Raw genomic sequence first — 13,248 nt, 5'->3', positions numbered from 1 at the left:
GTGCACGCCTGAGCGCGCGCTTGCACCACAACGAGAGCCCCTGTCCCGCGCGGGACAGGGGCTCTCGTGTGTGTGAGGAGCTCTTTACTTCCAGGTGTAGGAGAAGCCGATCTTCTGGAGCAGCGGGTTGGCAGGGTCGGCTCCGACCAGTTCGCGCGCGCCTGTGTATGTGCCGGAGCCGCTGAGCGGCAGACCGCGGGTCACGTCGGAGACCAGGGTCCCCGAGCCGGTGTAGGAGTAGCGGGAGATGGTCAGCGTGGTGTCGGAGCCGGGAATCGCATACACCGAGTTGACCGGTGATTCCTCGGTGGTGAAGTCGATGGTCACGCGGTTGCCGTCCCACGCCTTGAGCGTCGCGGTGATCGTCTGGGTGAGTGTGGTCGCAGCCGTGATGGTCCGCTCGGTTCGCCACGTCGCACCCACACCGATCGGCTCTGTGGGCAGGGGAATCGAGTTCTGGAACGCCTGAACCAGCGACTGCTCGATCGCGCTCCTCGCTTCCGAACCCGAATCCTTCGTGGGGATCAGTCGTAATGAGACAGGCGCCGCGCCGGGTCCGAGCGCTACGCCCGCCTTGGCGTCCCTGGCCGCTTTCAGTTGGTCGTTCAACGTGGGGTCGGGAGAGGTCGACGCGCCGAGTGTCATCTCGAGATCTGTGTTGTCGGTGCAGTGGAACGTCGCGGTGATCGGGATGTCGACGGTCTGCTCGGTCGTGCCGTCGGCCGCTGTGACAGACGACGTCGTCGACAACGTTGAATGCTGTGGCGTCGAACGGTCGGGCGCGCCGCCGACCACCCGTTGTGGTTGATTGCCCGTGGATGTGACGGTCACCGCTGCGGGAGGGATGGGGATCAGATTGGCGTCGCGTTGACCGGAGGTCGAGGTGGTCGTGCAGCCCGATGGGGCTCCCGGCGACTGCCCCGACTCGGCATCGGAACCCGAGTCGGTGCCGCATGCCGACACCAGGAGCCCGCACGCCAGTGCTGCTGCGGTCGACCCGAGCGTGACCCGGCGGCGAACCGAGCGGCGTCGAGGGGGTGGTTCTTCGGCAGTTCGACGGGTCGGATCGGACACGCCAGTCAGCGTATTGCACGTGTCAGGGATGATGGTGGGGTGGATGACCGACCCGACCAGACGCACAACCTCTCCGACGCCGAGGACACCAGCGAGAACGACCGTGGCGGAATGCTGCGCAGCTCGACCTCGGTACTGGCTTGGCTCGCGGGCATCGCCCTGACGGTGATCGCGCTCGACGTGCTCACCAAGTCGCTGGTCGTCGCGCTGCTCGACCCGCAGCGACCGGTGCACATCATCGGTGATGCGGTCACGCTTCGGCTCGTGCGAAACAGCGGCGCGGCATTCTCCATGGCATCCGGCTATACCTGGATATTGACGCTGATCGCGCTCGCTGTCGTGGTGGTCATCATCCGGTTCAGCCGCAGACTCCGCTCGGGGTGGTGGGTCCTCGGCCTCGGTCTGGTCCTCGGCGGTGCCATCGGCAACCTGATCGATCGCATCTTCCGTGACCCCGCACCGCTGCGCGGGCACGTCGTCGACTTCATCTCGGTCGGCTGGTGGCCCGTGTTCAACGTCGCCGATTCCTCGGTTGTCTGCGGTGCCGTGCTGCTCGTCGTGCTGTCGCTGCTCGGATACGACTACGACGGCTCGCGCTCCGGCTTCGCCGCTCGGCGCGCCGAGAAGGTCGAGGCCGAGAATGCGTGAATCGCGTGCCATGCCGGTTCCCGACGGGATCGCGGGCATGCGCCTCGATGCCGGGGTGTCCCGCATCCTCGGCTTGTCGCGGACCGTCGTGGCCAATCTCGCCGACGCGGGCGATGTGACCGTCGACGGCGTCGCAGTCGGCAAGTCGCACAAGCTCGCGGCCGGAAGTTGGCTCGACGTGTTGCTTCCCGAGCCGGACGAGCCGCTGCGAGTAGAGCCGACACCTGTCGAAGACCTGTCGGTGATCTACCACGACTCCGACATCATCGTCGTCGACAAGCCCGTCGGCGTGGCGGCCCATCCGTCGCTGGGGTGGAGCGGGCCAACCGTCGTCGGCGCGTTGGACGCCGCGGGTTTCCGGATCTCGACCTCCGGCGCGGCCGAACGGCAGGGCATCGTGTCGCGCCTCGACGTCGGCACGTCGGGGTTGATGGTGGTCGCGGCGTCGGAGCACGGATACACGTTGCTCAAGCGCGCGTTCCGCGACCGCGAGGTCGACAAGGGCTACCACGCGCTGGTGCAGGGTCACCTCGATCCGCCGACCGGGACCATCGACGCGGCGATCGGACGTCATCGGGGAGCCGACTGGAAGTTCGCGGTCACCGCGAACGGCAAGCCGAGCATCACCCACTACGACACGCTCGAGATGTTCGCCGCGGCGTCGCTCCTCGACATCCACCTCGAAACGGGACGGACGCACCAGATTCGCGTGCACTTTTCCGCGCTGCACCACCCGTGCTGCGGTGACCTGACCTACGGAGCCGACCCTGTGTTGGCGGCGCGACTCGGGCTCGAGCGCCAGTGGCTGCATGCTCGTTCGCTCGGGTTCGCCCACCCTGCCGACGGGCGTTGGGTGGAGTTCGTCAGCCCCTATCCGGCCGACCTTCAGCACGCTCTGGACGTCCTGCGCGAGACCTGAGTTCGTCGCCCGCGCCGACACGCCGCGGGCGACACTCCGGGATCCTCGCCTCATCTGTCACAGCCTGGCGCGGCATGTTCGTGAGTGTCAGAGGCGAGTCCTACAGTGGTTGGGATCGACCAGTGGCTGGGCTCGACCTGAGATTGGTATCGATCACGCACATAGCAAGACACGACATTCAGCGACGTTCCGTTCGGAACGTTCCTTCGAGGTGAGAGGCATCCGTGGCCGGTTCGTTTGTCCACCTGCACAACCACACCGAGTATTCGATGCTCGACGGTGCAGCAAAGGTGTCGCCCCTGTTCGCGGAGGCCAAACGCCTGGGCATGACCGCGATCGGGATGACCGACCACGGCAACATGTTCGGTGCGAGTGAGTTCTACAACACCGCGATCAAGAACGAGATCAAGCCGATCATCGGCATCGAGGCGTACATCGCACCGGAGTCGCGTTTCAACACCAAACGCATCCAGTGGGGTACGCGCGATCAGAAGGGCGACGACGTCTCGGGTTCGGGTGCCTACACCCACATGACGATGGTCGCCGAGAACGCGACCGGTCTGCGTAACCTGTTCAAGCTGTCGTCGCTGGCGTCCATCGAGGGCCAGCTCGGCAAGTGGGCCCGAATGGATGCCGACCTCATCACCGAACACGCCGAGGGAATCATCGCCACCACAGGGTGCCCGTCCGGCGAGGTCCAGACCCGTCTCCGCCTCGGTCATGACCGCGAAGCCCTCGAAGCCGCCGCCAAATGGCAGGAGATCTTCGGTAAGGAGAACTTCTACCTCGAGCTGATGGAACACGGACTCGAGATCGAACGCCGGGTCCGCGACGGCCTGCTCGACATCGGCCGCAAACTCGGCATCAAGCCGATCGTCACCAACGACTGCCACTACGTCACCAAAGACCACGCCGCGAGCCACGAGGCGCTGCTGTGTGTGCAGACCGGTAAGACCCTGACCGACCCGACGCGATTCAAGTTCGACGGTGACGGCTACTACCTGAAGTCCGCCGACGAGATGCGAGCCCAGTGGGACTCGGTCATCCCGGGGGCCTGTGACAACACCCTCGAGATCGGCGAGCGGGTGCAGTCCTACGCCGACGTCTTCACCCACCGCGACCGTATGCCGATCTTCCCGGTCCCCGACGGCGAATCGCAGCAGACGTGGCTGCGCAAAGAGGTCGCCAACGGTCTCGCCGAGCGTCGTTTCCCCGGCGTCGAGGTGCCGGAGGACTACCTGCGTCGCGCCAACTACGAACTCGACGTCATCATCCAGATGGGTTTCCCCGCCTACTTCCTCGTGGTCGGCGACCTCATCCGGCACGCCCACGAGGTGGGTATCCGCGTCGGCCCCGGCCGTGGTTCCGCGGCGGGCTCGCTGGTCGCGTGGGCGCTCGGGATCACCAACATCGACCCGATCCCGCACGGACTGCTGTTCGAGCGATTCCTCAACCCCGAGCGTGTGTCGATGCCCGATATCGATATCGACTTCGACGACCGTCGGCGCGGCGAGATGGTTCGCTACGCCACCGACCGGTGGGGCAGCGACAAGGTCGCCCAGGTCATCACATTCGGAACGATCAAGACCAAGGCTGCGATCAAGGACTCCGCGCGAGTTCAGTTCGGCCAGCCCGGCTTTGCCATCGCCGACCGCATCACCAAGGCGTTGCCGCCGCCGATCATGGCCAAGGACATCCCGGTGTGGGGTATCACGAACCCCGAACATGAGCGGTTCGGTGAGGCCACAGAGGTTCGCACCCTCATCGAGACCGATCCCGACGTCAAGAAGATCTACGACACCGCGATCGGCCTCGAAGGTCTGATCCGTAACGCGGGCGTTCACGCGTGTGCGGTGATCATGTCGTCCGAACCGCTGACCGACGCGATTCCGGTGTGGAAGCGCGCACAGGACGGCGCGATCATCACCGGCTGGGACTACCCGTCGTGTGAGGCCATCGGTCTGTTGAAGATGGACTTCCTCGGACTGCGCAACCTGACGGTCATCGGCGACGCGCTCGAGAACATCAAGCTCAACCGTGGCATCGATCTCGACCTCGACACCCTGCCGCTCGAAGACACCAAGACCTACGAGCTGCTCGCCAAGGGCGACACCCTCGGTGTGTTCCAGCTCGACGGCGCGGCGATGCGCGAACTGCTGAAGATGATGCAGCCCACCGGCTTCGAGGACATCGTCGCCGTGCTCGCGCTGTATCGCCCGGGACCCATGGGCGTGAACGCGCACACCGACTACGCCAAGCGTAAAAATGGGCTGCAGCAGATCAAGCCGATCCATCCCGAGCTCGAAGAGCCGCTCAAGGAAATTCTGGCCGAGACCTACGGTCTGATCGTCTACCAAGAGCAGATCATGCAGATCGCTCAGAAGGTGGCGGGCTACTCGCTCGGCCAAGCAGACCTGCTGCGCCGCGCGATGGGTAAGAAGAAAAAGGAGATCCTCGACGAGGCCTACGACGGCTTCGCAGAGGGGATGCGCAACAACGGCTTCTCCCAGGCCGCCATCACCGCCCTGTGGGACACGGTGTTGCCCTTCGCCGGCTACGCGTTCAACAAGTCGCACGCGGCGGGCTACGGTCTGGTCTCCTTCTGGACCGCCTACCTCAAGGCGAACTACCCGGCCGAATACATGGCCGGGCTGCTCACCTCCGTCGGCGACGACAAAGACAAAGCAGCCATCTATCTCGCCGACTGCCGCAAGCTGGGCATCACGGTGCTCCCGCCGGACGTCAACGAGTCGCAGCACAACTTCGCCGCAGTCGGAACCGACATCCGCTTCGGCCTCGCCGCGATCCGCAACGTCGGGTCAGGTGTCGTGTCGTCGATCCTCGCCGCGCGCGATGAGAAGGGGAAGTTCACCAGTTTCTCCGACTACCTCAACAAGATCGATGTCACGGCGTGCAACAAGAAGGTCACCGAGTCGTTGGTGAAGGCGGGCGCATTCGATTCGCTCGACCATCCCCGTAAGGGCCTGTTCCTGATCCATGTCGAGGCGGTCGAGTCGGTCATCGGCACCAAAAAAGCCGAAGCGATCGGACAGTTCGACCTCTTCGGCGACGCAGGCGGCGGTGCCGACGACACCATGGCCGAGGTGTTCGCGGTCAAGGTGCCCGACCAGGAGTGGGATTCCAAACACAAGCTCGCACTCGAACGAGAGATGCTGGGGCTCTACGTGTCCGGGCATCCGCTCAGCGGCGTCGAGCACGCGATCGCGGCCCAGACCGACACCTCGATCACGCAGTTGCTCGAGGGCAACATCTCCGACGGCGCGCAGATCACCATCGGTGGCATCATCTCGTCGGTGACCCGCAGGGTGAACAAGAAGGGCGAGCCGTGGGCGGCCGTCACGCTCGAGGACATGGTCGGTGGCGTCGAGGTCTACTTCTTCCCGCGCGCGTTCCAGACGTACGGGATGGACATCGTCGCCGACAACATCGTGTTGGTGAAGGCGCGCGTCAACATGCGCGACGACTCGATGATGATCAGCGCCAACGACCTCGCCGTTCCCGATCTCAATGCCGCGGGGGCCACCAAACCGGTCGCACTGACACTTGCGGCTCGCGCCTGCACACCTGACCGCGTGCAGGCACTCAAGCAGGTGCTCACCCGACATCCGGGCCCGGCCGACGTGCACGTCACGCTGGTCAGCGACGAGCGGTCGACGGTGCTGAAGCTGACCGAGTCGTTGCGCGTCACGCCCAGTTCGGCGTTGATGGGCGACCTGAAGGCGCTACTCGGGCCGACCTGCCTGGGCTGAGCAACGCGGGTACGCTCCATCAATGCCCGGCCACATCATCGTGCACGGCGATGACGCCCTCACCGAGCGCATCACCGAAGAACTACGGCTCGCGGGAGCGACCATCGTGTCGTTGCACGACCCGGCAGAACTGCCGGACGTCGGCGTCGAGACCGCCGCGGCCGTCGTCTGTGCGGGTTCCGACGACGCGCTCAACCTCGAGATCGCCCTTCTGACACGTCAACTCAGCGCCGAGGTGCGCGTCGTGACCAACCTGTCGAGCGGTGTCCTACGCGACGCGGTCGCGCTCGGCAACGGTCCGGGGGCGGTGCTCGATGTTGCAGAACTCGCGGGTCCGTCGGTGGTCGAGGCGTGCTTGGGCCGCACCACACACCCGATTCCCGTGGCGGGCAACGACTTCCTCGTCGCGGGCGACTACGCGCCCCGCGACGCCACGTTGCGCGAGCTCTACGGCGATCTCGCTCCCGTCGCCGTGCTGCGCGGTGAGCACAGCGCCGAGCCGGGGGAGGTGGTTCCCTGTCCCGGACGCGATCTGGCTGTGACAGCGGGAGACTGGGTCGCAATGATCGGCACCGTCGACGAGTTGTCGGACCAGAGCATCGCAGTCAACGGCGATCCCGAGCGTGTGCACCGTCGACGCTACCGCCCCGTCTCGATGCGTCTACTCGGCGGACTCCGTGCGTTCCGAGACGACGTGAATCCCAACCTGTTTCGTGCACTCGGTGTCTCGTTTGCCCTGTTGCTGGGCGCCACGGTGCTGCTGCGCTTCACCTACCACCGACCGGGAATGAGCTTCGTCGACGCCCTCTACTTCTCCACCGAAACCATCGCGACCGTCGGCTACGGCGACTTCAGCTTCGTCGGACAGCCGACGTGGCTGCGTCTCTTCGCGATCGTGTTGATGTTCGCGGGTATCACCACGACGGCGATCCTCATGGCGTTCATCGCCGACCTGCTCCTGTCGCGTCGTATCGAGACATCGGCCGGACGACGGCGCGCGAGCCAGATGTCGGGCCATGTGATCGTGGTGGGTCTCGGCTCATTCGGTATCCGGGTCGCGACCGACCTCGTAGCGCTCGGTCACCCGGTCGCGGTCGTCGAGCGCAACGACGACAACCGTTACCTCGGTGCGGCAGCAGAACTCGACATTCCGGTCGTGTTCGGTGATGCGACCCTCCGCGACACTCTGCACGACGCCGGTCTCGCGCGGGCGCGGGCCGTGGCAGTGCTGACCCACGACGACATGGTGAACATCGAGAGCGGCATCGTGCTCCGCGAACTACTCGGCGCACGATGGTCTCGCGGCGTCGACGGCCGACCGGGGGTCCCCGTCGTCATGCGCGTCTACGACCATTCGCTCGGCACGGCTGTCGCGCATCGATTCGGATTCCAGAACGTCCGATCGACCGTCGACCTCGCGGCGCCGTGGTTCATCGGGGCGGCCCTGGGCCTGCAGGTGATCTCGACATTCTCCGTCGGACAGCGCTCATTCATGGTCGGTGGATTGTTCATCCGCGCAGGCAGCCCACTCGACGGCATGACCATGGCCGACCTGCCGACGCGCACACGCATCATCGCCATCGTCCGGGGCACCGACACCATCGTGCATCCCCGCCGCGACGATCGCCTCGCCGCAGAAGACACCGCGTATCTTGTCGGGCCCTATCACGAACTCTTCGACACCCTGCGCGACGGACGCTGACGGATAAGAACGAGGACATGACGAGGGCGAGAACACCGGCTGACCAGTGGTTCCAGGCATGTCGGGCCGCAAGGTTTCGGCTCACCGAACATTTTCTCGCGGGTATGTCTATACTCGACGCAAAGCCAACCCGAACGGGTAGACGAACCGCCAGCCGAATCGTTGCGAGGTATCCGATGACAGTCCTGATCGAGTCCAACGGAGCTCACCGCGGACACGCAACCGGTCACGGCCACACCGTCGACATCGCCGGCGTGAGCTGGCCCGTCCACAAGCTGTACGCCGCGGTGGCGGCCACCGTGGTCGCGTTGATCGCCCTCGTCGTGACCCGTTCGCCCGAGATCGCCGCGTGGTCGTCGGCGGCAGCAGGCGTCGCCGTGTGGATCGTCGCCGCGAGCCTCACGCGCCAGTCAGCTCAACGGCCGGGGAACGCCGCTACCGATCCGGCCGAGTAGCCACTCGGGATCTCGAAGATCCGGCCGTCGAAGCCCGCCCGGTACAGATGTCCGGCCGAGAAGCCGCTCGCGGAACGCCCGTAAGACACCACGCTCGACAGCGGTAGGCCGCTCGCGAGAACGCAGTAGCGTCCGGGCGAGGTGATCCGCACGATCTGACCACTCGCGTTGAACGGAACCACCGGACGGTCGGCGGCGTCGAGTGTCAATCCGTCTGGTGCTGCGAGCGTGTCCGCCCCGCCGAGCGTCAACAGACTCTGCACGACACGGGGATTGCCGGTGGAGATCCGGCTGACTCCCGGATTGCTGAACGTGCGCGACACGTACAGGAAGCTGTCGTCACGATTGAGAACGGCGCCGTTCGCGCTCGGAATCGAAGCCCAGTTGGCCTGGACGGCCCCGGTGGGCGTGATGCGTCCGACCAAATTGCCGAAGTCGTTGGTGGCGTACACATTTCCACGTGCCGACACGTCCATCCCGTCGGCTGCGGAGAGGCCGCCGACCCATGGGCGCAGGGCCAGGCTGTTGACGTCGAGCCGTGCAATCGCGCCGGGACGGATCGCATCGCCGAGGAACACGCGTGGGTCCGACCCGTAGCCGACGAGGAGCGTGCCGTCCGGGGTCCACGCGAGTGCTCCTGCGCCACCGGAGGGGACCTTGGCTATCGGCACGGCACCCGCGCCGGGCCGATCGAGTCGGAACACCCGACCGCTCACGAGGTCGGTGGTGTAGAGCCGTCCGCGCGAATCGACGGTCAATCCCTCCAACGCTGCTCCGGGGACGGTGCCGACGAGCCGTGCCGGTGCGGCGCCACCCGGACACGGCGCCGCGGCATCCGCGGTACCGGTGCCTGTGACGGCGGTGACGATCACCGTCGCGCAGGCTGCTGCGCAGGCGGTGGCAAGAGCGGTGGTCCGCCGCAGAGTTGCCGTCCGAAGGGATGGTGTCAGAACGCGGTGTCGGAGCATGCCGACCTCCTGCTTGTCGTCCGCCGCGATGCGGTGAGGGTGTCGCCACTGTGCTGGACGACGGCGTGTCGACGACGCGCGGCGAAATGGGTGGACGCCACCGATGCTACGTCGGTCGGGTCGCGCGACGAGGGATTTCGTGAGGTGAGACCATAAGAGGGTGAGTACGCAACACCTCGGAATCGACAATTCGCAGCCCACAGCGTCGGATCAGCAGCTCTCCGCCGACGCGATCGAAGCGGCTGTCGAGCGAATTTCGCCCGCGGTCACTCGTACCCCGCTCGAGGCCGTACCGCGTATTTCGGAGGCGTACGGCGCTCGTATCCATGTGAAGCGCGAAGACCTGCAAACCGTTCGGTCCTACAAGATCCGCGGCGCGTACAACACCATGTCGCTGTTGTCCGAGGACGAGCTCGCGCCGGGCGTCGTCGCGGCTAGTGCGGGCAACCACGCGCAGGGCGTCGCCTATGCCTGCCGCACGATGAAGGTGCCGGGGCGCATCTACGTACCCACCACGACGCCCAAGCAGAAACGCGACCGTATCCGTTGGCACGGAGGCGAATTCGTCGAACTCATCGCGGTCGGCGACACCTACGACGCTGCCGCGGCGGCTGCGCAGGACGATGTGATCCGGACCGGTGCCGCGTGGATTCACGCATTCGACGACCCGCGGACCGCAGCCGGCCAGGGCACCAGTGCGGTGGAAATCGTCGAGCAGCTCGGCAGGGTTCCCGACGTCGTCGTCCTTCCGGTCGGCGGAGGTGGTTGTCTGGCGGGCATCGCCACCTACCTGCGGTCGAAATCCGACGACGTCGCGATCATCGGCGTCGAACCACACGGTGCGGCATCGCTGTCCGCCGCGCTCGTGGCGGGAGGGCCGGTCACGCTCGACGCGATCGACCCGTTCGTCGACGGTGCTGCGGTCAAGCGGATCGGCGCACTCGGTCACCGCGTACTCGCCTCGATGGGCGCGACCGTCGCCGACCATCCCGAGGTACGACGGCAGGTCGCGCGGCAGGGCGGAACTTCGCACGTGCCGGTGCTATCCGTCGACGATCCGCTGGTCGTGACGCCGGGTACCACTCACATCACCCACGTCGACGAGGGCGCGATCTGTTCGGAGATGCTCGACCTGTACCAGAACGAGGGGATCATCGCCGAGCCCGCGGGTGCGCTGGCCGTCACCGGGCTGTCGAGACTGTCACTGCCTGCCGACGCCGACGTCGTCTGCCTGATCTCCGGCGGCAACAACGACGTGTCGCGGTACAACGAGATCATCGAACGGTCCCTCGTCCACAAGGGACTCAAGCACTACTTCCTCGTCGACTTCCCGCAGGAGCCAGGCGCACTGCGCAGGTTCCTCGATGAAGTCCTCGGTCCCGACGACGACATCACGGTGTTCGAATACGTCAAACGCAACAACCGCGAGACAGGTGCGGCGCTCGTCGGCATCGAACTCGGTTCACCAGAGGGGCTCGCCGACCTCATGGAGCGGATGTCGCATTCCCGACTCAACTGTGAGCGGCTCGAACCGGGTTCGTCGGCGTACAACTACCTGACCTGAACCGGGCTGACGTGGCCGTCACCGAACTCTGGTGCCGACGACCACGTTGTGGCCGGGGCTGTGCAGACCGTCGTCGGTGATGTCGACGTCGGACCAGCTCAGCGCCGGTTCGAGCCGGATCGGCACGTCGGTCGGCTCTGCGCCGATCACCGCGACAACGCTCTGGTCGCCACGGTGCATCGCGAACCAGCCGGCCTGCTCGTCGTACTCGACGTCGAGTGAGGCAAATGACTTGTCGGCGAACGCGTTTCGGGTCTTGCGCAGCTCGATGAGTGCTCGATAGAACTCCAGCACCCGCGCGTGGACTCCGGTGCGGGGCTCGCTCCAGTCGAGCTTCGAGTCGGCAAACGTCTGTGGCGATTGCGGATCGGGGATCTCGGCGCTGTCCCAACCGTGCTCGGCGAATTCGGCCTTGCGTCCCTCGGCGGTTGCGCGGCCGAGCTCGGGCTCGGGGTGCGAGGTGAAGAACTGGAACGGGGTACTGGCTGCCCACTCCTCACCCATGAACAGCATGGGGGTGAACGGGGAGAGGAGCACCAGTGCCGCTTTGATGGCGAGTTGGCCGGGATCGAGGTAGGCCGACGGTCGGTCGCCGATGGCGCGGTTGCCGATCTGGTCGTGGTTGCAGGTGTAGGCGAGCAGGGTCGCTGCCGCGATCTCGTCGGTCGGTATCGGCCTGCCGTGGTGTCGACGTCGAAACGACGAATAGGTGCCGTCGTGAAAGAAGCCGCCCCGCAACACCTTTGCCAGCGCTTCGTAGCTGCCGAAGTCGGCGTAGTAGCCTTGCCGCTCCCCGGATATGAGTGTGTGGATCGCGTGGTGGATGTCGTCGTCCCACTGCGCCGTCAGCCCGAAGCCGCCACGATCACGCGGTGTGACCAGACGGGGGTCGTTGAGGTCGCTCTCGGCGATGAGTGAGAGCGGTCTGCCGAGTTCTGCTGCGAGAGAATCTGTTTCGGTGGCAAGCTCCTCGAGGATGTGTACCGCCCGGTGATCGTTGAGGGCGTGGACGGCGTCGAGTCGCAGTGCGTCGATGTGGAAGTCGCGTAGCCACCGCAGTGCGTTGGAGACGATGTAGTCGCGCACGGTGTCGGAGTCCGGTCCGGCCAGGTTGAGTCCGGCGCCCCACGAGGTGGCGCCGTCGCTGAGGTACGGCCCGTACTCCGGCAGATAGTTTCCCGACGGCCCGAGATGGTTGTAGACGACGTCGAGAACGACTCCGATCCCGCGCGCATGGCATGCGTCGACGAACCGCACGAGCGCGTCGGGGCCACCGTAGGATTCCTGGACGGCGAACCAGTCGACGCCGTCGTATCCCCATCCGACGTCGCCGTTGAACGCATTGACCGGCATGAGTTCGACGAAGTCGACGCCGAGGTCGATGAGGTGGTCGAGTTTGTCGATGGCCGAGTCGAGTGTGCCTGCGGGAGTGAACGTCCCGACGTGGAGCTCGTAGATGATCGCGCCGAGAACCGACCGTCCGTGCCACTCGTCGTCGGTCCAGATCGATTCGTCCACGACGTGCAACGCCGACATACCGTGCACGCCGTCGGGCTGGCGGACAGACCTGGGGTCCGGACGCACCGGGGCGTCGGCGCTCGAGTCGTCCGAAGTCGCGGCGTCGCGGAAAATTCTGAAGCCGTAGCGGCGCTGCGGCTCCGAACCTGATTGCGAAGCCGCACCGGAACCCGCGCCGCCGACAGTGTCGACCCGCCACCAGCCCGGTGCGTCGGTCACGGGCGTCATCGGACTGCCGTCGGCGTCCGGTGTGTCGGTCACGAGAATGACCGAACTCGCGGCAGGGGCCCACACCTCGACATCGTCGATGAGACGGGGTGGGTCGAACCGTCTCTGTGGCGAACTCCTGTGAACGTTTTCCTCCGACCTCGAGGCGCCTGTCGCTATGGTGTCTGCGTCGCGAGGGCTGCGGGGTCCGGGGGTGGTCTCCATGGCCCAACCGTAGATCCGCTGGCGCGTGAGCGCCGACTCGCCGCCATGTGACCCATCGCACATGCCGTCGGTCGGGCGATGTATATTACCGCGCAGTTAGTTCGGTAAAGATAAACAGCTTGTTGGCGCGGTGCCAACAGTGGCATGATCTCCGGCATACGCGACACCGGAGGTGCGCACAGCACGGGCAGGGGTGGT

At 65.8% G+C, this 13,248-nt stretch carries 9 protein-coding genes; 6 read left to right on the top strand and 3 right to left on the bottom strand.

The features are described 5' to 3' along the window. Window positions 1–84: 84 nt before the first annotated feature. The gene (locus RND64_RS13150; RefSeq protein ID WP_197494585.1) at window positions 85–1,074 is read right to left on the bottom strand and encodes a hypothetical protein; all 990 of its coding nucleotides are present in this window, start codon (window positions 1,072–1,074) and stop codon (window positions 85–87) included. Between the two features lie 39 nt (window positions 1,075–1,113). Between RND64_RS13150 and lspA the strand changes: the two genes are divergently transcribed. The 5 genes from lspA to RND64_RS13125 all read left to right on the top strand — a co-directional run bounded on the left by lspA (window position 1,114) and on the right by RND64_RS13125 (window position 8,568). After that, a complete protein-coding gene (gene lspA, locus RND64_RS13145; RefSeq protein ID WP_049698223.1) occupies window positions 1,114–1,722 on the top strand; it encodes a signal peptidase II in 609 nt (202 codons plus the stop codon). Further along, complete coding sequence (locus RND64_RS13140) at window positions 1,715–2,641, top strand: RluA family pseudouridine synthase (RefSeq protein ID WP_049698222.1); 927 nt, start codon at window positions 1,715–1,717, stop codon at window positions 2,639–2,641. The genes lspA and RND64_RS13140 overlap by 8 nt, the downstream gene beginning before the upstream one ends. 224 nt (window positions 2,642–2,865) lie before the next feature. Next, window positions 2,866–6,411, top strand: coding sequence for a DNA polymerase III subunit alpha (gene dnaE / locus RND64_RS13135; RefSeq protein ID WP_082938074.1), 3,546 nt, complete (start codon window positions 2,866–2,868; stop codon window positions 6,409–6,411). A 22-nt stretch (window positions 6,412–6,433) separates the two neighbouring features. Then, window positions 6,434–8,113 (top strand): NAD-binding protein, encoded by a 1,680-nt coding sequence (locus RND64_RS13130; RefSeq protein ID WP_049698221.1) that lies wholly within the window; start codon window positions 6,434–6,436, stop codon window positions 8,111–8,113. Between the two features lie 176 nt (window positions 8,114–8,289). Then, the gene (locus tag RND64_RS13125) at window positions 8,290–8,568 is read left to right on the top strand and encodes a hypothetical protein (RefSeq protein WP_049698220.1); all 279 of its coding nucleotides are present in this window, start codon (window positions 8,290–8,292) and stop codon (window positions 8,566–8,568) included. Here the strand turns inward: RND64_RS13125 and RND64_RS13120 are convergent. Next, window positions 8,529–9,536, bottom strand: a complete 1,008-nt coding sequence (locus RND64_RS13120) for an SMP-30/gluconolactonase/LRE family protein (RefSeq protein WP_049698219.1) — start codon at window positions 9,534–9,536, stop codon at window positions 8,529–8,531. The two genes, RND64_RS13125 and RND64_RS13120, sit on opposite strands and share 40 nt — an antisense overlap. A 160-nt stretch (window positions 9,537–9,696) precedes the next feature. Here RND64_RS13120 and ilvA point away from each other — a divergent pair, with 160 nt between their 5' ends. After that, window positions 9,697–11,100, top strand: a complete 1,404-nt coding sequence (ilvA, locus tag RND64_RS13115) for a threonine ammonia-lyase IlvA (protein WP_082938075.1) — start codon at window positions 9,697–9,699, stop codon at window positions 11,098–11,100. Window positions 11,101–11,118: 18 nt separating this feature from the next. On the opposite strand, the gene treZ is transcribed toward ilvA, so the two are convergent. Beyond that, window positions 11,119–13,050 (bottom strand): malto-oligosyltrehalose trehalohydrolase, encoded by a 1,932-nt coding sequence (gene treZ, locus RND64_RS13110; RefSeq protein ID WP_083444343.1) that lies wholly within the window; start codon window positions 13,048–13,050, stop codon window positions 11,119–11,121. Window positions 13,051–13,248 lie beyond the last annotated feature (198 nt).

The sequence above is a fragment of the Gordonia sp. w5E2 genome (assembly GCF_036540975.1).
In the GTDB taxonomy this organism is placed as follows: Bacteria; Actinomycetota; Actinomycetes; order Mycobacteriales; family Mycobacteriaceae; genus Gordonia; species Gordonia jacobaea.
The sequence above is the reverse complement of the archived record's forward strand: the minus strand, read 5'-3'. Positions and strand labels throughout refer to the sequence as shown.

Excerpts from the sequence above, each read along its gene's own strand:
- RND64_RS13125 (WP_049698220.1), top strand. The coding sequence starts at position 8,290 with ATGACAGTCCTGATCGAGTCCAACGGAGCTCACCGCGGACACGCAACC.
- RND64_RS13120 (WP_049698219.1), bottom strand. The coding sequence starts at position 9,536 with ATGCTCCGACACCGCGTTCTGACACCATCCCTTCGGACGGCAACTCTG.
- treZ (WP_083444343.1), bottom strand. The coding sequence starts at position 13,050 with ATGGAGACCACCCCCGGACCCCGCAGCCCTCGCGACGCAGACACCATA.
- RND64_RS13140 (WP_049698222.1), top strand. The coding sequence starts at position 1,715 with ATGCGTGAATCGCGTGCCATGCCGGTTCCCGACGGGATCGCGGGCATG.
- RND64_RS13130 (WP_049698221.1), top strand. The coding sequence starts at position 6,434 with ATGCCCGGCCACATCATCGTGCACGGCGATGACGCCCTCACCGAGCGC.